Below are 21130 nucleotides of genomic sequence, written 5' to 3'. Positions count from 1 at the left end.
ATGGCGGTGAAGACGATTCGCACCGCCTGCCCGCTCGATTGTTGGGATTGCTGTGGCATGATCGCTCATGTGGAAGATGGCAAGCTGATCAAGGTGGAGGGAGATCCGGATCATCCGATCACGCTTGGCTCACTCTGCATCAAAGGTCGGAAGCTGGTCGATCGTCTCTATCATCCAGAGCGGGTGTTGACGCCGCTGAAAAAGGTGGAGGGCGCCTGGCAGGCTGTCTCTTGGGAACAGGCGTTGCGAGAGATTGCTGAGCAGATGCGGCAGGCGCGTCAGGAGTTCGGCCCGACTGCGGTGATGCATCATTATGATTACGGATCGTCCGGGTTGTTGAAAAACTTGGAGGCGCGCTTTTTTAACCTGTTTGGCGGGTTTACCGATACGATCGGCTCGATCTGTTGGGGAGCAGGATTAGAAGCGCAAAAATATGATTTTGGCTTCGGCAAGAGCCATGATCCGTACGATCTGGCAGACCATACGGATACGATCGTCGTCTGGGGGCGCAACGTATCGGTGACGAACATGCACATGATGCCCTTTTTAAAAACGGCGATGAATCGTGGGGCAGAGCTGGTGATCATCGATCCGCTGATGACCGACTTGAGCAGCAAGGCGGTGCGGCAGCTTCAACCGCGACCGGGGACGGATGGGGCGCTGGCGCTGGGCATGGCCTGCCATCTGGTTCAGACGGGGCTGGTCGATCGACAGTTCGTAGCGGAGCATGCGGTCGGTTTCCCTGCGTTCGAAGAGTATGTGCAGACCTGGACGGTGGAGATGGCTGCCGAAGTGACAGATGTGCCAGCTGAAGACATTCGCTGGCTGGCGGAGCGCTATGGATCGGGGCGGGCGGTCGCGACGCTCTTAGGCCTTGGGCTGCAGCGCTACGCGAACGGAGGCAACACGATTCGACTGATCGATGCGCTGACGGCGATGAGCGGTCAGGTCGGTCGTTCAGGCGGCGGGGTTCACTATGCCAATCAGGTGCATCGCTTCGACTATCAGGCGATGATGAAACCGGAGGCGCGAAGCGAGTATCGGGCGTTCACCAAGATCACGCAGGCGGATGAGGTCTTGCAGGCGCAACAGACGGATCATCCCGTTCGCGTGCTGTTCGTCACGCGTTCCAATCCTGTTGCCCAGCTGCCAGAGACGGGGAAGACGCTAGAGGCGTACGAGTCGATCCCATGCAAAGTGGTGGTCGACATGTTCATGCATGACACCGGGGAGATCGCCGATTACTTTTTGCCCTGCACGACCGTGTTTGAGGAAGAGGACATCATGTATTCCTCGATGTGGCACTCCTACCTCGCCTATGTCAACCGCGTGGTTGAGCCGCAAGGGGAGACGAGACCAGACTGGATGGTCTTTCAGGGATTGGCGGAAGAGCTGGGCTTTGGCGAGCAGTTCGGACATGATCTGCACACGTGGATGAACGAGGCGATGGCGCCGCTTGCGGAAGCGGGTATCACCCGTGAGCTCTTACAGGAAAAAAGCGTGCTACAGGCCCACCAGGAGCCTGTGGCGTGGTCCGATTATCGCTTCGGAACCCCATCTGGCAAGTATGAGTTTTCCTCTGCGCTGGCAGAAGCGGAGGGCGCCTCTGCCATTCCGATCTATGAGGAGCCGGTGGAAAGTCCGCGCCGGGATCGAGAGCGGGCCAAGCTTTATCCGTATCACCTGCTGACGATCCATCCGCGGCGTTCGTTGAATTCGCAGCATTATCATGTGTTGAAGATGCCAGAGCGCCCGATCGTGGAAATCTCCTCGTTGGTGGCGCAACAGGTCGGGGTGCAGGATGGTGATCTGGTGCGGGTGTACAACGACCGCGGTGAAGTGCTCGGAAACGCAAAGATCGTCTCGGGGCAGCACAAGCGCACGGTCAAGATTGAAGAAGGCTGGTGGGGCAACAGAGGAACGGCGCTCAACCGATTGACTTCAAACCGCCGGAGCGACTTGGGCATCGGCTCGGCACAGTACGACTGTTTGGTACAAATTGAAAAAATGTCTTGAGCGTGATGACTCTTCTCCAGGAATGGGGAAGAGTCTTTTTATGTTGTCAAAATGTATGGGGAGGAAATGTTGGGGACTGCCAATGCATAGTTGATGGATCGAGCGCATCGAGTGGAGCATATATTTGGATATGGAACGTATGATCACAGTTGGGACGCAGTCATGTGCTTGAGTCTGGGCGGTCGATCGAAATGTTTCAGTTGATCATGTCTTGCTCCTCGACGGAGAGCCCCAATCTGAAATGGTTGTGTATCGGATTTGCGGGAGGCGATGGGTTGCATCTTGTGGGTTTCTATTGGCAATGGAATTCTTGGTTGTCTGGCTGAGCAGTTCTGGAAGGTTGAAAAAGGCTACAAAAACAGGAACGTTTGTTCTTATTTTTGTAGCTTAAAGAACGTGTGTTCGTATATAATGAGTATAGAGAACAAGTGATGGATAAGGAGTGGAGGTGGCGATATGACGATTCAAGGGAGAAAGGAAATCGAAATCGCTCATCGAGAGCATCGGCCTGTCTCACTGATCTATCTGGACAGCAAAGGGACGATTTCTCAACGTGTCGTGCAAGTGACTGGCGTGACAGAAGAGGGGATTCAGGCGTATTGCTATTTGCGCAAAAAGCCCCGCACATTCCGCGCTGACCAAATTCTCGCAGCCTCGCTTCAAGCTCGGAAAACCATCACAAGATAAAAGGGAGACTGTCGAAATCTTGATAGCTTTTGAAAGGTAGTAAAGGATTCCATCGTTATTCATCTGTGCTACAATATCTATATCAATTGTGAAATACCTCCTGATCTCAAATACGTGACCCTGACAAGGGTCAACCTTTTTCTCACTTTTGAGGAGGTATTCGAATGCGCACAGATCGAATTGGCAATTTGGAAAACCGGATGGACAGGCATGGAAACCGCATGGGCAATTTGGAAAATCGGATGGACAAGCATGGAAACCGCATGAGCAATTTGGAAAATCGGATGGACAAGCATGGAAACCGCATGAGCAATTTGGAAAATCGGATGGACAAGCTTGAAAAACGAGTTGAGGGTGTTGAGCGAATTTCATGTTTTGAGCATCATTTGCAGGATCACGACAAGCGATTCGAAAGTAGCGAACAGTACCTGAAAGGACAAGATGTAGGGATTGAACGCAACGACCAGCACTTGATAAGAGTAACCTCACCATTTGGACAAACTGGGCGACACCTCAATGAGGACAACAGGCACGAACAATTTATCAAGCGGTGGGATCGCATCGAGCAGACGCTCAGAGAAGGTTTTGATCGATTGGAAAGAATGATCTCCGATCTCATTCGAATGGTCGCTGACACAAATGCAAAATATGAGGAGGCGCTTCACGAAATAAAAAGTTTGCGTGACGAACAAGACCGCTTAAAAGAGCGCGTCAGTCATGCGGAGCGCCACTAGTTGTTTGTTTGGAAAAGGTGTGTGGAGATGCTCATCTGGAGAATATCGGATGAGCATCTCGACCTTAGAACGCTTGGATAATCGAATGAAGTTCTGCACATCCTGACGAAAAGGAGGGATGTGTCTATGGGTGAAAAGATCATCGCGGTGAACAAAGATCAGTACGGGAACATCGCAGAACTGATGACACATACAGGACGAGTGATCCCCATCGAACAGGCGATCCAGGAAGTGAGTGAAGGAAAGTTTGACTCGATCACCTCGTTAGATCGAGCTGGCAATTGGAGCATCGAAAGCAGTGCGGGTGATGGCCAGCCAGAGTCGGGGAACAACCTCGACATGCTCCCTGCGATCGGCGCTGAGGTGCAAGGGGGAGAAACCTTCCAATAAAAGTCGCCTTCCATCTCCATCATCCAGTTCTTTCGCAGTCGCGAGGGAACTTTTTTTCTTGTTCCACGTGAAACATTTAGCGGAAATCGGGATGAATTTGTTATAATAGGGGTTGGACTACTTTTGGAGGTGTAAGCCAGATGGCTTTGTCGGTAGGTATTGTAGGTTTGCCCAATGTTGGCAAATCGACCCTTTTTAATGCGATTACCAAAGCGGGTGCTGAAGCGGCAAACTACCCGTTTTGTACGATTGACCCGAACGTTGGTGTGGTCGAAGTACCAGACGAACGCTTGCAGAAATTGACAGAAATTGTCGTTCCTAATCGTGTGGTTCCGACCGCATTCGAATTTGTAGATATTGCAGGCCTTGTTGAAGGTGCTTCCCGTGGGGAAGGGCTCGGCAACAAGTTTCTCGGACATATTCGTGAAGTCAACGCGATCGCGCACGTGGTTCGGTGCTTCGAAGACGAGAACATCACGCATGTCGCAGGTGGCGTCAACCCGCTGTCTGACATCGAAACGATCAACTTAGAATTGATCTTTGCCGACATGGAATCGGTCAACAAGCGCCTGGATCGCACCCGGAAAGCGGCAAAAGCTGGAGACAAAAAGATTCAGGAAGAGGTCGCCGTGCTTGAGCGCGTTCGCGATGCGCTGGAAAATGGACATTCGGCTCGCTCCGTGGAGTTGAGTGAGGAAGATCACTTGCATCTTCGCGATCTCCATCTGCTGACGATCAAGCCAGTTCTGTATGTGGCAAACGTTGCCGAAGATGAAGTGGCCAACACAGAAGAAAACGAACTGGTGAAAAAGGTTCGTGCGTTTGCTGCGGAAGAAGGCGCCGAAGTGGTCGTCATCTCGGCGAAAGTCGAATCGGAGATCGCTGAGCTGGAAGGGGAAGATAAGCTGATGTTCCTCGAAGAGCTTGGCTTGCAGGAGTCAGGTCTTGACCGTCTGATCCGTTCGGCGTACAAACTGCTCGGCCTGATCACCTACTTTACAGCAGGTGTTCAAGAGGTTCGCGCCTGGACGATCGATCGCGGTACGAAGGCGCCTGGAGCGGCTGGCGTGATTCATACCGACTTCGAAAAAGGATTTATCCGTGCGGAGACGGTCGCCTATGATGATCTCGTGCATTACGGGTCGATGCAAGCGGCAAAAGAGGCAGGAAAAGTCCGTCTGGAAGGGAAAGAGTACGTTGTAAACGATGGCGATGTTATGCATTTCCGTTTCAACGTGTGATCAACAAAGCGAGGTGAGCAACGATGCGGCAGTATGAGACGATGTACGTTTTGCTCCCCGATTTGGATCAAGAGGAAACCAACAAGCTGGTGACCAAGTTTCAGCGCGTCGTGACAGAAAACGGCGGTGAAATCATTCAGTTGCAAGAGATCGGCAAACGTCGACTCGCCTATGAGATTGCAGGCGTTAGAGAAGGATATTACGTGCTCATGACCTATCAAGGGAGCACGATGATTGCGAAAGAACTTGAGCGGATGTTTGCGATCAGCGATGGTGTGCTGCGCGATCTGATCATCCGCATCGGGTAATACCAAGGGAGGGAAATCTCATGTTGAACCGCATCATCTTGATCGGTCGTCTGACGGCCGATCCGGAACTGCGCTACACGCCGTCCGGTACTGCTGTTGCACAATTCACGCTGGCAGTCGATCGCAACCGTGCGAACCAAAACGGCGAGCGCGAAACAGACTTTATCAACATCGTCGTTTGGCAAAAGCTTGGCGAGCTCTGCGCACAATATTTGCGCAAAGGGCGCTTGGCTGCAGTCGAAGGTCGCTTGCAAATCCGCTCCTATGAGAACAAGGAAGGGCAAAAGGTCCGCGTCGCAGAAGTGGTCGCTGACAACGTGCGCTTCTTGGAGCGTGCAGAGCAGGGCGAGTCGATGAACCAAGGCGGTTTCGGAGGTAACCAAGGGGGCTACGGAGGTGGCAACCAGGGCGGTTACGGAGGCAACCAAGGTGGTTTTGGCGGCGGCAATCAAGGCGGCTATGGAGGCAACCAAGGTGGTTTTGGTGGAGGCAACCAGGGCGGCTATGGCGGTGGGAATCAAGGTGGAGGCAATCAAGGTGGCGGCTTCGGCGGAGGCAACCAAGGCGGTTTTGGCGGAGGTAATCAGGGGGGCTACGGAGGTGGCAACCAAGGTGGCGGACGCCGAGATGATGACCCGTTCTCCGATGATGGCAAGCCGATCGACATTTCGGATGATGATCTGCCGTTCTAGGGGATAAGTCCCAAAATAGTGTGTAATCTGCGAAGAACCCTTGTCTATCAAGGGTTCTTTCTTTTTGTCCGTGTGTAGTTGGATGAGTAGTAAGTGGCAGGGGGGAGCGTGATTCTAAACGAGTACGGGTCGAAGAAAGGAAAAACGCTTTCTACAGTCAATCGCTACCTTGCCACGACCTCGTCATTATAACGACATTTTGAAGTCTTAGGAGGATACACCGACATCAATCCGATGGTTATGGTCAAGGGACAGAGAGCAAATATGATCGGCCGGAGCTTCTTTCACCACGCAGTAAACAGATCGCAGGTGGAGTACAGCTATTTGAGGCTGAAAAAACAAAAGAAGGGCAACAACTACTTAGCTACGCCTTTCTGCTCCCTTGGAACCGGTGATAATTTGTATCTTTTTGTAAACATTTTTGTTGACAAGTATAGTTACATATAATATGCTTAATTTGTTTGTTAAGTATTACAGTTTTTGTTTTTTGATTAAATCATTTCGAGGAGATGGTTCATTATGACAACTGCTACCAAATTTGTGACCCTTGCCCCCAACGCCAGCCTCGCCCAAGACAGCATCGTCGACTACATAAACGCGTGTAACACCGTCTCGGCTTACTCGTATCAGTTCGCAAATGCGTCGCTCACTGCGTTGCAAAAACCGCCGGAGTGGTACAGCGACTTTGTCGCCCAATTCGGGGTCGCCAAAGGCCACGCGATGGAATGGAACACTTCCTTGATCCCGAACATGATCGCGATTCCGCAGATGATCGTCGATTCCAACCGCATTATTACCGCGAAGTTTAACAACATCAACCAAGACCTGAAAGACTTACAGAAATATCCGAACGACAAAGACGTGATCGAGGACCTCAAACAAAACCTCGAAAGCATCCACAACCGCGTCAATGACGACCTCGACTCGATGAACGGACTCATCAATGACCTGCAAACATTCGGTGATACGCTTGCCAAAGACTACGACACACTCAACAACGGCATTGGGCAACTGAATTCGGCTGAACAAGCGGATGAAGCGGAAGTCAAGCGCCTGCAACAAGAGATTCAAAACCTGCAAGACGAGATCAAAAAATACAACGAACTCCTGACCGCTTCTGAAATCGGGATTGGCGTCGGGATCTTCGTCACGCTGGTCGGTGTCGTCGTCGGCGTTGCAACCGGTGGGGCTGGTTGGGCAGTCTGTGCAGTCGGTGTCATCGGGGTCGGCGCATCGATCACAGGGACTGTACTCGCATCGGAGAAGATCCAAGCGGATCAGATCAAGATCGGGCAGGATGCTGCTGATCTTGACGCGTACAACCAAGACCTCGTCGTGCTCAACACCGAAATCACGACGTTGAACCAACTGGTCGCAGCGAACCAAGCCGCCCAGGAAGCGCTCGTGAATGTCACGAAACTCTGGCAAGATATGGCAGACAGCACCAAACAATTGCTAGATGAATTGGACAAAGCCGAGTCGGACGTCACTTCGAACTTGCCCCAGTGCAGCCAAGATGTCCAAACCGCGCAGGACGAATGGAAGGCACTGGAGCAGTTCTGCGAACAACTTACGAAGATCGACTACAAATTCGATCCGACTGTTCAAAACATTCCATCATCATGACACAATCGATCGATCTCAGTTGCTATCAAACGTCCTTGAGCGAAGCCATCCAGTATGAACACTCTGTGATCGGCTTTACGTTGCAACCTCTGATCAATAATCCGTCTTGGTACGACGACTTTTCGAACTGCATATCCAACAGCAAGACGAATGCGATGTATTGGTCGGATCAGGTTGTCCCAAAACTGATCTCCGTCCCGAAGAAGGCTGTCAACTACAACCCACCTGTCAAAGCACTCTTCGACAACTTAATCGACGACCTCAACGATCTGACAAAGCACCCCCAAGACGGCGATTATCTTCAAGATGCAAGCGATCAGATCAAGGATCTTGAACAGATCCAAAACAATCTGATCGGCGACATCGAAACACTCATCGGGAAACTCTCCAACTATGAGAGTACCCTCACGTATGACGAATCTCAACAACAGACGTACGTCAATGCCTCACAGGCGCAGATCGCCAGTAATCAATCGTCGATCAACGACCTTAATACAGACATTGATTATCTAAACAAGGACATCCAGCGTTGGAGCACTGTGACCAGTCCGCCATCAAGCGTGACGATCGCCAGAAGCAATATCCAAAGAGACCAAGCCAATATGGGATCTGACCTACAGAAGATCAGCGATTACCAACAGGACAACAATACCTTGCAATCATGGATCAACTCGCTAGTCGTCATGATGAATGACAACTCCACCGCGCGAACTGGGTCCGCGAGTGTGAGGAATACCTGGGACCAGCTCAAAGAGTTGCTCGACGAGATCAACAACTCGCTTGAGCTGACCCAGAGCAACTTGTCGCAGAATCAAGCGTTGGCTTCCGCTCAAGCTCAACAGGCACAGGCACTCTGGAACGAGTTCGAAGCGGTATGCGTGCAGCTTAACGGATATCAGTACGGATGACCTCGAACGCCTATCCGCAACTCAACACGTATGCGGCCCTGATCTTACAAACGCACCTACCGCCGCTGCTGACGCCGCCCGATTGGTATGGTGAATTCGCAGCCGAGTTTGCATACGTCAAGTCACGAGCTTTGAGTTGGCAGCGCACTCTGCTCTGGAAATTGAGCGAACTCACCCTCTTCACCGATCAGATTTCCCCACGGCTTGCCACGTTGGAACAGGAACTCGCCGCGCTGGACGATCACTTGAAACAACATCGCTTTGATCAAGTGGCGAACAAGCGTAGAGAACAGAAACAAGCCCAACTCACGGAACAAAAGCAAGTTGTCTTGCACATCTGTCTGGATTGCATGCGCTCGATGCAAAGTTTTCATGAGCACCTGCAGCATGATCGGTTGCTGTTGATGCGAGGAGCACAGGAAGGGTGGGACCCTTTTCCCGACTTGGTTCGCGCTTGTGACCTCGCGATTGGCGAACTCGCCGCCCTGCTCCTCACGTTGCAAACTAAAAAACTCTACTTAGAAGGAGAAGTTCTCGATGATCACACAGGTTCGTGCGCTAGCCCCTGATTCGAATATCGTCAAGCAACAACTCGTAGACTACCTCAACGCCTGCACCCTTGTCTCTGCCTATGTCTACGGGTTCACCAACGCAACGCTCGCCCCACTGCTCGACCCGCCCTCTTGGTATAGCAATTTCGTGTCTGACTTCGGCGTTGCCAAGGGACATGCGATGCAATGGAACTCTTCGATCGTGCCGCAGCTTTTGGAAATCCCACAAAGCGTTAGTGGCATGAATAACATCGTACAATCGAAGTTTAATCGCATCACGGATCTGTTGAAACAGTGGCAAGCAAATCCGTCTGACACTGCGTTGCAACAGGAGATTCTCGATCAACTTGACTCCCTGCACCAGAGGGTGGTCTCAGAATCTGCTGACTGCTCCCAACTGCTCGAATCGATTCGCACCTACAACACCAACACACAAAATGATTACGTGACACTCAAGCAAGGCCTTGACGACACAGAGCATCAGCTCGACGAAGACAAGGCGGAGATGGAACGCTTGCAAGCGGAGATCCAATCACTGACCGACGAGATTCAAAAGCTTAACACCAAGCTGACCGTTGCGGAGTGCGGAATCGGCGTATCTATCTTTATCTGCTTGGTCGGCATCACGGTTGGCGTGGCAACGGGCGGTGCTAGCACGACGGTGATCTCCGTCGGCGTATCCGGTCTGTCCGCCTCCGTTAAAGGGACGATCTCCATGTCGAAGCAGATCAAGGCGGATCAAGCGAAGATTACAGAAGACACAGCCGAACTCGATACGCTCACCCAAGATGTCACAGTGCTGACGGCACAGACCCAGACGCTCGAACAGCTGTGCGCAGCCAACCTGCAAGCGCAACAAGCACTGATCGTCATCAACGATGTCTGGACCCAGTTCGCCGCAGCGCTGAAAGAACTGAGCAAAGAGATCGAAACAATGGAAGCGGATGTCACCGTCGAGAACATCAACGGTGCACTCGCCGAATTCGTCCTCGTCCAAAAAGAGTGGAATGAAATCGACGAGTTCGCAGCCCAACTGGCTCAGATCAACTATGAGTACGACCCGGTCATCCAAGAGATCGCGTAACCCCAAACGCCCTGTCGCAAGCCAATCTGCGACAGGGCGTTTTGAATTGGAGAATGTGTTCTTCAGGCGAGCTCCGAAAACTGCATGAATCAAGTCAAACAACCGACCGGGGAAATTACAAGGTAGTTAGTAGGTTTGAACAGGCTGGTTATCAAAAGCATCAACACGAAGGGGATTTTAACAACTACACAAAACTTGAGGCAGGAAGGGAATCATAGGAACACGTTGAAAAAGATTTAGAAAAATTCTTGTAACCTGTCGATTTCGGTGTCTCCCGTTCGTTGTGAATATAGAGGCAATTTATAGACAAAGGAGAAGATCCCCGATGCGATTCTTGTTGATTGTCAAAGCAACAAAAGATTCTGAGGCCGGCATCATTCCAAATCAAGAGCATTTTGACGCGATGCGGAGGTTCAACGAAGAGCTGGCGAGGGCAGGCGCACTGATTGCCGCACAAGGACTCCACCCAAGTTCGAGCGCGATTCGCATCTCTTATCCAGAACCTGGTGGAAAACCGAAGGTGATAGACGGACCATTCACGGAAGCAAAAGAGCTGATCGCGGGCTTCACGTGGATCGAGGTGAAATCAAGGGAAGAGGCGATCCAGTGGGCGATGCGGATGCCAGACCCGCACGGCTTCGGCGAAGGCGAAATCGAGCTGCGCCAAGTGTATGAGGCGGCGGAACTGACTGAGAACCCAGAAGCGTTGGCTAGGGAAAGTGAAATGATTGCACGTGTTAAGAAGAAGTCGAGGTCGTGAAGGAATCGACTGTCCACCGCACCATCGATGGCATTTGGAGAATCGAGTCGGCCAAGATCATCGCCGCGCTTGCCCGTATCGTACGCGATGTCGGGATTGCCGAGGATTTGGCTCAAGATACGCTGATCATCGCGCTTGAACGGTGGTCTGATGCGGGCATCCCCGATAACCCCGGAGCGTGGCTGATGACAACTGCGAAACGTCGAGCTTTCGATCACCTGCGTAGAAGTAAGTTAAGTGACCGCAAGTACGAGGAGCTAGGCTGGGAGATCGATCGGCAGCAAGAGCCGGATTGGGACGAAGCGCTCGATGATCCCTTCGACGACGACCTCCTCCGTCTCATCTTTACGACATGCCATCCTGTTCTTTCCGCCGAAGCTCGGGTGGCGCTCACGCTCCGGCTGCTCGGGGGATTGACGACCGAAGAAATCGCCAGCGCGTACCTTGTTCCGGAACCGACCGTCGCCCAGCGAATCGTTCGAGCGAAGCGCACGCTCACGGCTGCGCGAGTACCGATTGAATTGCCGCCAAAGGCCGAGTTGCCGGCACGGTTGTCGTCTGTGCTTGAGGTCATCTACCTCATGTTCAACGAGGGATACGCCGCGTCTTCTGGCGGAAACTGGATTCGGCCCGTGCTCTGTGAGGAGGCGCTGCGGCTTGGACGGATATTGGCTGAAATCGCGCCCGATGAGCCGGAAGTTCATGGACTCGTGGCATTGATGGAAATTCAATCGTCCAGATTCATGGCGCGGGTCAGCTCAAGCGGGGAACCGATTCTGCTCATGGACCAAAACCGGGCATTATGGGATCACCTGCTCATCCGCCGAGGGCTGGCTGCAATAGAACGGGCGGAGCGACTCGGCAGGGCGTTCGGTCCCTACCTGATTCAAGCCTCAATCGCGGCGTGTCACGCCCGTGCCAGCACAGCTTCGGAGACAGATTGGGTTCGGATTTCGGCGCTATACGATGCTCTCTCACAAGTCGCACCATCACCCGTCGTCGAACTGAATCGTGCTGTCGCGCTCTCGATGGCGTTCGGGCCAGAAGTGGGTTTAGAGGTCGTCGATGCGTTGCTGCAAGAACCGTCCATGAAAAACTACCATCTTTTGCCCAGCGTTCGAGGGGACTTTCTCATGAAGCTGGGACGCAAGCAAGAAGCACGTTTAGAATTTGAGCGTGCTGCAACTCTGTCACGCAATGAGAAGGAACGCGAGCTGCTTTTGAGGCGCGCTTCCGATTGCGCCGCTGAATAGGACGAGGATACAAGAGGGGAAGTACAAGCGAGGTTTCTAGGGGGAAGTCCCCAAATCGTGTGAAATCTTTGAAGAACCCTAGTCGGCCAAGGGTTCTTTCTTTTTGTCCGTGTGTAAAACCTTAACCCACGCTACCTCGATGCTCCTTGTGTGACCTAGTAGAGAGACCGATTCTAGCTATCTGTTTAGAACCTTAGAGAATTGAGTAAAACTGAGTAGGGTGATTCAATATTGTGGAGCCGATTTTTGATTTTTACGGTTTGGGTTGCGGCAGAAAGGAATATCACCCAATCGAAAGGAACATTTGAATGGTTGGAGATTGCGAGGATGCCTTTCAGCTAGTGAAGCCCGCTTACCACCAAGAATGAATCCCAGGACTGACGAATATTCAGCAAAACCATAAAGTGACCGAAAGAGTTGGAAAAGCCGAGAACACTTGTTTTGGCTGTCAGCCGATCGAAAAATTGAAGAGGGGTGCTCCTTGATGACAGATAGCAGAACGAATCCTAAGGTTGATGAATTTTTAAGCAAGGCTAGAAAGTGGAAGGAAGAGTATGAGCAGTTGAGAAAAATCGTTCTTGACTGTGAGCTGACCGAAGATTTCAAGTGGATGCATCCTTGTTACACCTTTCAGAATAAAAACGTCGTCTTGATACATGGGTTTAAAGAATACTGTGCGCTTCTGTTTCACAAAGGTGTCTTATTGAAAGATCATCAAGGTATCCTCATCCAACAAACGGAGAAAGTACAGTCGGCGCGCCAGATTCGGTTCACCGATGTTCGAGAAATCGTTGAGTTGGAAGCGACCTTGAAAGCCTATATCTACGAAGCAATCGAAGTTGAAAAAGCCGGCTTGGAAGTAGAGTTCAAAAAGGAGTTCGAAATTCCGGAAGAGTTGCAAAATAAATTCGATGAACTCCCTGTCTTGAAAACTGCTTTTGAAGCATTGACGCCGGGACGGCAGAGAGCATACGTACATTATTTTTCTGAACCCAAACAATCCAAAACGCGAGTGGCAAGGATTGAGAAATCTGTGCAGAAAATTTTTGACGGACAGGGGTTAAAAGACTAGCATTCTCAAAGAGTAAATAAATCCGGAAAAATATTCGTCTCATCCATTGGTGCTACCTGTTATATTGAATCATGATATATGTAATTGGAGGGGACAAATGGAATTTCCGCCTTGGCCAGCATTGGCAATAGGGTTGTTATCTAGTGTTGTAAGTTTGGTAATAATCGTGATGGTGGTTCGGAAATATTCGAAAAGATAGCTGAAACACCGTACCGATTGATCCAGGGTACTCAACGTGAGAAGGGAGCTGTCCATCATGGATCGCTCCCTTTTCACGTTGAGATTTCAAATATTCCTTGACAAGAATATTCCTTGCAGAGTATATTTTAGCTATGAGCACGGGAACAAATAAATCGAGGTGCAGCCTTGAAATGATTCAAACTGGAACAAAGCTCGTACCGTGCTGGTGACCAGATGAATTTATTTAGCAAAGAGGCAACTGAGCCATGAATACAACAACGTTTAGCGCACTAGCAGAACCCAACCGCTTTCGCATCGTTGAGCTGCTGCTCGACGGTCCATTGACTGTTGGGGAGATCGCCGATCGCCTTCAGCTTCGCCAGCCCCAAGTTTCCAAGCATCTGCGTGTCCTGTTGGAGGCCGGTCTGGTCGAGGTGCAGGCGGATGCCAATCGCCGGAACTACAGCCTGCGATTGGAGCCGCTCCAAGCGCTGGACAGGTGGCTTGAATCCTACCGCAGTGTTTGGAGCGAACGGTTTGACAATTTGGATCACTACCTGCAAAACCTGCAATCCAACGGAAACAAATCCAAAGACTAAATATCAGGAGGAGTTACAATGTCGAACAAGATGACGTTCAAGACAGAGGGCAGCAAACTGATCATGGAGCGTGTTTTTGATGCACCGCGTGAGCTCGTATTTAAAGCGTTCTCAGAAGCTGAGCATCTGAAACAATGGTGGGGACCGCGCGGCTGGGAAGTTACGGTCTGCAACGTCGATTTTCGCCCCGGCGGTATTTGGCATTATTGCATGAAATGCATGGATGAGAACCAAGGGGATTTTTATGGAACCGAATCTTGGGGCAAAGCGGTCTACAAGGAAATCGTAGAGGCGGAGAAGATCGTGTATGTCGACTACTTCTCGGATGCGGAAGGCAATGAGGCGGAAGGGATGCCTTCCTCGCAGATTGAGACGACCTTTGAAGCGGTCGACGGAAAGACGAAGGTTGTGAGCCGCGTTCAATTCGCTTCTGCAGAAGCGCTCAAAACCGTCTTGGAAATGGGGATGGAGCAAGGAATTACTGAAACGTGGGATCGTCTCGCTGAGCATTTGCAAGCGGTGCAATAGTCCCTTCGCCAGCGAGGAAATCGTGCGTCGGCACACCAAAAAGACTCGACCCTTCACGGGACGAGTCTTTTTGGTTTATTCGGTATGCGTGGCGAGGTATTGGAACGTGCCAACAGGGAAGTTGTTCCATTCTCCGTGCAGACGGAACGCGCTGGAACCGACGCGGATGCCAGACTTGCGAATGATCGTTCCACCGTTTGGCATAAACTGCGTGTTCGCGTTCGGATCGCCGAGCACGTCGATCACAACGCCACCTTTCTTCAAGACAAAGCCTGTGGTGAGCGTTTTGCCCTGATCGTACATCGCGAGCTCATCGTTGAAAGACATAACATTGGTCACGTCAAACAGATCGATGAACGTTTGATCGATGAAAAGATACGGCGTGCCGGTCAAAAAACTAAATAACGGGTAGGTGCTGGAAGTCTTTGTTCCAGTCTGGACCTTATACTGATGAACTTCCAGCTCGTAGCCGGAAATTTGTTGCGGGGTGCCACCGACAACGTTGTGGAACAGCTGAAGGGCTGTGCGCCCGTTGCCGAGGTCCATGTATTGCGAGAAATACAGGTTCTCAGATCCTTGCGGTTCAACGATGACATTCAGCACGACCGCCGTACCGTTCGCTCCGATCACCCAGACCGACAGTGAGTCACCATTCCACGTCCAGAGCTTTCCGTTCAGCGTCTGAGGGCCAGTAAAGGTCGAATCTGGGGTGCCTTTATACAGTTGGAACGTCGTTTGACCAGGGAAATGGCTCGCCAAGTCGTAGACGATAGGGTCTTTTACCCCTTGCTTCGTCCGAATCTCCACCTTGCCGTTCGGGGCGAGCGGCGCGTTGCGCACGTTGAGGCTGTAAGTCGTCGAGCCTCCTTTTCCATCATTTGCGGTGATTTGAACGATTGTGCTGCCCGCTGTCGCATCGGGCAGCAGCGTCAAGTTATTCCCGGAGATGGTGGCAGAGACGATGCCTGTCGTTTGCGTGAGTGCGGTAAAAGTCAGGATGTCGCCGTCTGGGTCTTCAAACAGTTGGGAGAGATCGAACGTTCGGGCGTTGGTCACCCCGGCAGTCAGGACTTGCTCATAGATGGCGGCGGTGACTTCAGGCGCATTGTTTCCTGCCGGTGCCGCATTGACTGTCACCGCCAGCGACGAAATCGCGGTGCCGCCGCGTCTATCTGTGACTGTGATCGTCACAGTCGTGGAACCTGCAGCGTTCGGTGTTAACGTCAGCGTTGATCCAGCGACAGAAACGGCTGCGATGCTAGAGGCAGCAGACGTCGCCGTGACGGTCAACGCGTCTTGCTCCGGGTCGGAGAGATAAGAGCTGAGATCGATGGTGGTCGGCGCATCACCCGCTTGCAACGTCTGCGCTGGGAGCGTAGCGATCACAGGCGGTTCGTTGATTGTGACTTGGAACTCGGTCGTCACTTCACCGCCTCTGCCATCTTTGGCTGTCAAACGAATCGTCGTCGTGCCAGATGCAAGGGCGTGTACGGTCGCCTGGGCGCCAGAGACTGAGACGGTGGCGAAGCTTGGATGTGACGACTCAGCCTCATAGGTCAGCGCGTCTTGGTCTGGGTCGCTGAACAGGGGGGACAAATCAAACGTATAGTCCGCTTGTCCGACGGTGAGCGTTCGGTTGCTCGGCGTTTGTTCCACCACTGGGTCTTGGTTTGGCGCTGCTGTCACATGCAGGTGGAACGATTCGGTCAGCGAGCCGCCACGACCGTCTGACGATTGGACTGTCACCTTCGTGCTGCCGACCTGTGCAGGCGTCAGCGTGAGTTGATCTGCGCTCAATGCATAGGTCGCGATGCTCTGATCTTCCACGCTGACCTGATAGGTGAGCAGATCGCCGTCCGCATCGGTGAAGAAATCGTGCAACGACAGCGTTACATCACCCGTGCCGATCTGTTTCGTCTGATCCGTTATGCCTGTGCTATGCGGTGGATCATTGACCGTCACAGTGAAGGAAGCGTTCGCTTTTTTCCCCGCTCGGTCGTCCGCAACCACGGCGATCGTCACCGTGCCGCGGGCGACCGGTGTCAACACGATGGTGTCCTCGACGAGGGTCGCTTTGCAGATTTTGCTGTTCAATGAGCTGACCGCGTACTTCAAATCGGTTTGTTCTGCATCGAGGAAGTGGTTCAAGACGCTCACTTGCAAATCGCTGTCGCCGACCGTCATCGCCTGATTGTCGAAAGGAGTGACCAATTTCGGCGGTGTGTTGGTCACCGTCGAACCGGAGGACGATCCCAGTTTGGTCACCGTGCTCGGCGGAACGTCCACGGCAAATGAAACGTTGGGCACATCGAGCGAGGCGGCGACGAGGACGTTTGCCGCCGGATTGTTCACCTGCAGGGTGGAGACAGTGCCTGTTCCGTTCAAGTTCAGCGGGGCGGAGGAGTTGACCACCATCATGCCGATCGCGGCGTCGCCGGTCAGCGTGGTCGGCCGATCGCTTTCCACGACCACCTGTTGGATCGTGCCGTGCAGATTCACCTGTTGGGCACCGCCTGCCACCGTCACTTGCTGCAGGGTGGAGGAAGCGTCATTGGTGAGTGTAGCATCGGTGGAAACGGTCATCAGCTTGACAGACGAGTTCTCTTGGGTGACCACATGCACGCCCTGCTTTGCGACTTCGACAGTTTGCAGCTCAGACTGGGCAAACTCGACGGTGTTCTCGTCGCCCCCTTGGATCAACGTTTTTCCTTGAACGTTCAGGTGGCGGGCGAAAAAGTCGTTTTCCAGCTGAGGAGTGATCTGCAAGTCATGCGACACGTTCAGGTTCTGCACGGTGAGGTAGTTGCCTGCCAGCACCAAGTCTCCATCCAACGTCGCGCCATGACCGTCGAGCACCAAGTTGCCGCTGAATTCGGGGTCCTGTCCGCTCGGTGCTTGGCCGCTGGCGTGAAGTTCTAGCCTGGAGATCGATCGCAGGGTGCGGTCGTCTGCGGAGAACTGAATCTTCGCCCCTTGTAACACCGCAGAGTTCGCCGGCTGGAGCAAGCCTTTCACCGAGTCGGCAAGCTGGTAGGCCACCCCGTTGATCGTGACCTGTCCCTCCGCGATCTGTTGCAAGAAGCCGGGGCGATCGGTCGGGAAAAATGTACCCAGCAGGAATCCGGCGATCTCTTGGCGCAGGACAGGAGTTTGCGGTTGGAAGTTTGAGCCGACCGCATCGATCGACCCGTTCTCCAAGGCGGTGCGCACGAACGGTTGTGCCCACTGGCTGACAGAATGCCAATCGGCAACATCTGCCGCATCTGCTCCTTCACCGAGCGGGAACTGGGCAGATCGCATGAGCAGCACCGCCAGTTCCTCCCGCGTGACGGGCGCTTGGGGACGGAACGTGCCATCGCCATATCCGATCATCAATCCCGCTTTTTGCACTGCTTTGATATAACGGCTTGCCCAATCGGAAGGCTGTACATCCGAAAACTCTGTCGCAGTAGTCCCCAGCGGCAGTTGCAACGATTGGGTCAACAGGACGGCCATCTCCTGACGGGTCAGAGTGTCGGCCGGGCGGAAGCGGTGATTCGGATCCCCGTGCAAAAGCCCTGCTTGCACAGCGCGCTGAATCTGGTTCAACTGTTCGGGCGACACGCCGTTCAGATCGGAGAAAGGCAGTGTGGCGGATGTAGTAGGATTCGAAAAGGAATTCGCAGCGTAGGCGGTCGACTGGATGAGGCTGGGCGTCAACACTGTGCTCAGCGCGAGCGTTGCGATCATCCATTTGCGAACTTGTTTCATTGGAGTGACACCTCCTTGTATCTCATGTGTTTGTTTTTGTTACGGTGTGTAGGAGTTCAAGCCGTCCGTATAGCCGTCCGCTTGGATTTCCCATTGACTGAAATTGTAGCTGTTCCCGCTTCCGCGCACAGTTCCCGAGACGCGACCGATCGACTTGAAAGGGAAAAAGACTGCGGTGTCGAGCAGTTGATTCTCGTAGAAGAGCTTGAGTGTCACCGGGCTGTCGGGGTTCAAATTCATGATCGTGAAGTAATCGAAGTAGATGTCGCCTGCGTAGAAGCTCTCCCCGATCGTAGCGGTGCTCCCTTTGGGGATGGCTGCTAAGCCGCTCGGATCGATGGTGATCGGCTCTCCACCGTCATCCCGTTCGATGCGAATCTTGGTCGTGTCGATGTCTCGATCGGTCGGGTTGTACAGCTCAATGCCCTGCAAGGCTTCGTCGCCCCAAACAAGCTCGGAGAAAAACAAAGTCTTGCTGGTTTGTACGGTCACGTCAAACTGTGTTTGAACGGTGCCTCCGTTGCTGTCGTCTGCTGTTACGGTGATTATGGCAGTGCCAGCTTGCAAGGGAGTGATCGACAGCTGGTCGCCTGTCACAGAAACGATCGCCACGCCTGTGTCGGAGGAGTTCGCCGAATAGGTCAGCGCATCGCCGTCTTGATCTTCAAACGTTCGGTCGAGCGAAATCGTGGTGTCTTGATCGCCCGCATAAGTCGTGACCTGGGAGATCGAGTTTTTCACGGTCGGCGCGTTGTTGACCACATCGGCGGGAGTCAGGGTCACCGTGAACTGAGTCTGCACCGTGCCCCCTTTGCGGTCATCCGCTGTCACGGTGATCGTAGTGATTCCTGTGTCGAGCGGGGTGATCGACAGGTTGGCTCCATCGACAGCGACAGTTGCGACGCCCATGTTGGAGGAGGCGGCCGAGTAGGTCAGCGCGTCTTGATCCTCGTCCTCAAATACACCTGCGAGACTGATCGCCTGCAGGTTGTCGGTCACCTTGGCTGTCACAGCGGAGATCGCGTTTTTCACTGATGGCGCATGGTTGGTCGGGTTGGGCTTTGGCGGCTGCGGGCTCGGAGGAGTGCGATCATCGATGCCGACTAGCACCCGTTTGATCCGCTCGCTCACTTGGTGCAGATTTTCGATCACCTGAGACAGCCTGACACCTTTTGGCAATTTAATCTCGCCGATTTCCACGCTGCTGCCAAGCGTCAATTTCGTAAGTGGATTTGTCACCTGCAGGGTTTCGATGTGCACGTTTCCGTTCAGTTGAACCGCTTGTCCACCATCAACCACCAACGATTCGATCCGAGCATCGATATCAACGCGGGAAACTCCGTTTGCCAAAGTCAATTGACCCAGAGAGTCGCCCCTCACGGTGACATCGTCCCCGGAGATCTTCAAGCTTCCGGCGAAAGGAGTGCCGCTCGCGTTGAGCACGACGCCGTCCTTCACGATCTCCAGGTCGGACAGGTCGTCGATGTTGCGATTCGCAGATCTAAAGCGCACGACCGCACCTTCCAGCGCTTGCGTGTTGCCTTCTCCGAGCAGCCGTTCCCATTTGTCGTCCACCAAAAACTGCTTCCCGTCGATCGTGATCACATCGCCGTCCACGCTCGAAATCGTTTTGGTCTGTACGCCCGCTTGGAAAATGTCGAGCAAAAATCCTGCGATCTGCTCGCGCTGAACCAACCCTTGTGGGCTCAATTTCGCATCTGGCGTGTCGATCAACCCGAGCCGCACAGCCGCATCCACGAGTGGGGTTGCCCAGGGGGAAACCTGTTGTGCGTCTTGCACGTTTGTTTTCAGCCCGCCACGCGCGCCGATGCCGTTCACAGCGCGCACAAACACGGCGGCCAGCTCTTCGCGGCTGACCGGATCTTCCGGGCGGAACGCTCCCTGTCCATCCCCGATCATCAAGCCCGCTTGCGCCACCGCTTCGATCGCCGAAGTTCCCCAGCCTGTCGCAGGAACGTCAGCAAAAGAAGAGTCGGTTCCCGACTGATGAGGTAATTTCAACGCTTTCACCAACAACGCCGCCAGCTCCTGACGGGTCAAAAGTTCGGTCGGACGGAAAAGTCCTGAGGGATCTCCTGCCAACAATCCCTGTTTCTGCGCTTCTTGAATCTGTACTCGCTTGCTCGCTGCTACTCCATCCAAATCGGAAAAACTGGTGGAGGGAGCGCTTCCATTTGCCATGACGGCGGAAGGGCTCCAAGCTGCTGTCAAAAGCAGTGTTGCGGCCAACCATTTGGTTGCTTTCAACCTGTTTCACCCCTGTGATCGTAAGTCTCGTGCCGAGTCAGATTGCCGAACAGTCCTTTGTTCGAACTTCAATAAAATCTTCCGTATATCTAAGCCATATTGAGTGGGATAACTTGATTCTACTGGACTTGTGGCAAAGTTATCAATAATAGAAATTAAATGTGTTGTAAGAGTAGGTTTTCGATAGGGTTGAAGGCATGTAAGAGGGTGCAAATCAAACTTGTTAACATCATTGAACAAACGAATGCTGAAATTAGGAAGAAGCGAAGAAGGGGAGTCGAATCTAGCGGGGCATGTCTGAAGTTTGAACCCCTTTTCAGAAAGTCGGATGGCTGTTTCAAAATGAGTCGTTGAATCTGTCATGTTTTTAAGCGGGGTCTATTGAGAGGTGCAAACGGACAGACGCCACCCTGATAGCATACTTCTTTCGGGATGAAGAATAGAAATCAATAATTAAATGCAATCGTATCCATATGAATGAAT

Annotated in this window: 18 protein-coding genes; 16 read left to right on the top strand and 2 right to left on the bottom strand. The window is 52.7% G+C overall.

From position 1 onward, the window contains the following. From ACFSOY_RS11475 to ACFSOY_RS11400, 16 genes are all read left to right on the top strand, one after another. Positions 1 to 2016, top strand: coding sequence for a molybdopterin-containing oxidoreductase family protein (locus ACFSOY_RS11475; RefSeq protein ID WP_386046701.1), 2016 nt, complete (start codon positions 1 to 3; stop codon positions 2014 to 2016). Positions 2017 to 2472: 456 nt separating this feature from the next. Then, entirely contained in the window at positions 2473 to 2703 is a 231-nt protein-coding gene (locus ACFSOY_RS11470; RefSeq protein ID WP_386046699.1) for a WYL domain-containing protein, read from the top strand. A 221-nt stretch (positions 2704 to 2924) separates the two neighbouring features. After that, positions 2925 to 3437 (top strand): hypothetical protein, encoded by a 513-nt coding sequence (locus tag ACFSOY_RS11465; protein ID WP_386046697.1) that lies wholly within the window; start codon positions 2925 to 2927, stop codon positions 3435 to 3437. 126 nt (positions 3438 to 3563) lie between these two features. Continuing rightward, complete coding sequence (locus ACFSOY_RS11460; RefSeq protein WP_386046696.1) at positions 3564 to 3827, top strand: DUF3892 domain-containing protein; 264 nt, start codon at positions 3564 to 3566, stop codon at positions 3825 to 3827. Positions 3828 to 3967: 140 nt separating this feature from the next. Next, positions 3968 to 5068 (top strand): redox-regulated ATPase YchF, encoded by a 1101-nt coding sequence (gene ychF, locus ACFSOY_RS11455; RefSeq protein WP_386046694.1) that lies wholly within the window; start codon positions 3968 to 3970, stop codon positions 5066 to 5068. Positions 5069 to 5091: 23 nt separating this feature from the next. Beyond that, the gene (gene rpsF / locus ACFSOY_RS11450; protein ID WP_386046692.1) at positions 5092 to 5376 is read left to right on the top strand and encodes a 30S ribosomal protein S6; all 285 of its coding nucleotides are present in this window, start codon (positions 5092 to 5094) and stop codon (positions 5374 to 5376) included. Between the two features lie 20 nt (positions 5377 to 5396). Then, positions 5397 to 6068 carry a single-stranded DNA-binding protein gene (locus ACFSOY_RS11445; RefSeq protein WP_386046690.1) on the top strand — a complete coding sequence of 224 codons (672 nt, stop codon included), beginning with the start codon at positions 5397 to 5399 and terminating at the stop codon, positions 6066 to 6068. A 519-nt stretch (positions 6069 to 6587) separates the two neighbouring features. Further along, positions 6588 to 7694 carry an HBL/NHE enterotoxin family protein gene (locus ACFSOY_RS11440; protein ID WP_386046689.1) on the top strand — a complete coding sequence of 369 codons (1107 nt, stop codon included), beginning with the start codon at positions 6588 to 6590 and terminating at the stop codon, positions 7692 to 7694. After that, positions 7691 to 8602 carry an HBL/NHE enterotoxin family protein gene (locus ACFSOY_RS11435; protein WP_386046687.1) on the top strand — a complete coding sequence of 304 codons (912 nt, stop codon included), beginning with the start codon at positions 7691 to 7693 and terminating at the stop codon, positions 8600 to 8602. The genes ACFSOY_RS11440 and ACFSOY_RS11435 overlap by 4 nt, the downstream gene beginning before the upstream one ends. Beyond that, positions 8599 to 9171, top strand: coding sequence for a hypothetical protein (locus ACFSOY_RS11430; protein ID WP_386046685.1), 573 nt, complete (start codon positions 8599 to 8601; stop codon positions 9169 to 9171). The genes ACFSOY_RS11435 and ACFSOY_RS11430 overlap by 4 nt, the downstream gene beginning before the upstream one ends. After that, positions 9140 to 10237, top strand: coding sequence for an HBL/NHE enterotoxin family protein (locus tag ACFSOY_RS11425; RefSeq protein WP_386046683.1), 1098 nt, complete (start codon positions 9140 to 9142; stop codon positions 10235 to 10237). Before ACFSOY_RS11430 ends, ACFSOY_RS11425 begins: the two co-directional genes overlap by 32 nt. Before the next feature lie 325 nt (positions 10238 to 10562). Then, entirely contained in the window at positions 10563 to 10997 is a 435-nt protein-coding gene (locus ACFSOY_RS11420) for a YciI family protein (RefSeq protein WP_386046681.1), read from the top strand. After that, positions 10994 to 12250, top strand: a complete 1257-nt coding sequence (locus ACFSOY_RS11415) for an RNA polymerase sigma factor (RefSeq protein ID WP_386046679.1) — start codon at positions 10994 to 10996, stop codon at positions 12248 to 12250. The genes ACFSOY_RS11420 and ACFSOY_RS11415 overlap by 4 nt, the downstream gene beginning before the upstream one ends. 484 nt (positions 12251 to 12734) lie before the next feature. Next, positions 12735 to 13322 carry a YdeI/OmpD-associated family protein gene (locus tag ACFSOY_RS11410; protein ID WP_386046677.1) on the top strand — a complete coding sequence of 196 codons (588 nt, stop codon included), beginning with the start codon at positions 12735 to 12737 and terminating at the stop codon, positions 13320 to 13322. A 446-nt stretch (positions 13323 to 13768) separates the two neighbouring features. Further along, positions 13769 to 14101: an ArsR/SmtB family transcription factor gene (locus ACFSOY_RS11405; protein ID WP_386046676.1), complete on the top strand. Its 333-nt coding sequence runs from the start codon at positions 13769 to 13771 to the stop codon at positions 14099 to 14101. Between the two features lie 18 nt (positions 14102 to 14119). Further along, positions 14120 to 14629 (top strand): SRPBCC domain-containing protein, encoded by a 510-nt coding sequence (locus ACFSOY_RS11400; RefSeq protein ID WP_386046674.1) that lies wholly within the window; start codon positions 14120 to 14122, stop codon positions 14627 to 14629. A 75-nt stretch (positions 14630 to 14704) separates the two neighbouring features. Here the strand turns inward: ACFSOY_RS11400 and ACFSOY_RS11395 are convergent, their stop codons facing one another. Both ACFSOY_RS11395 and ACFSOY_RS11390 read right to left on the bottom strand, forming a co-directional pair. Next, positions 14705 to 18379 (bottom strand): S-layer homology domain-containing protein, encoded by a 3675-nt coding sequence (locus tag ACFSOY_RS11395; RefSeq protein WP_386046672.1) that lies wholly within the window; start codon positions 18377 to 18379, stop codon positions 14705 to 14707. 39 nt (positions 18380 to 18418) lie between these two features. Further along, positions 18419 to 20647 carry an S-layer homology domain-containing protein gene (locus ACFSOY_RS11390; RefSeq protein ID WP_386046670.1) on the bottom strand — a complete coding sequence of 743 codons (2229 nt, stop codon included), beginning with the start codon at positions 20645 to 20647 and terminating at the stop codon, positions 18419 to 18421. Positions 20648 to 21130 lie beyond the last annotated feature (483 nt).

Origin of the sequence: Tumebacillus lipolyticus, assembly GCF_042682745.1 — a bacterium.
GTDB classification, from domain to species: Bacteria; Bacillota; Bacilli; order Tumebacillales; family Tumebacillaceae; genus Tumebacillus_A; species Tumebacillus_A lipolyticus.
The sequence above is the reverse complement of the archived record's forward strand: the minus strand, read 5'-3'. Positions and strand labels throughout refer to the sequence as shown.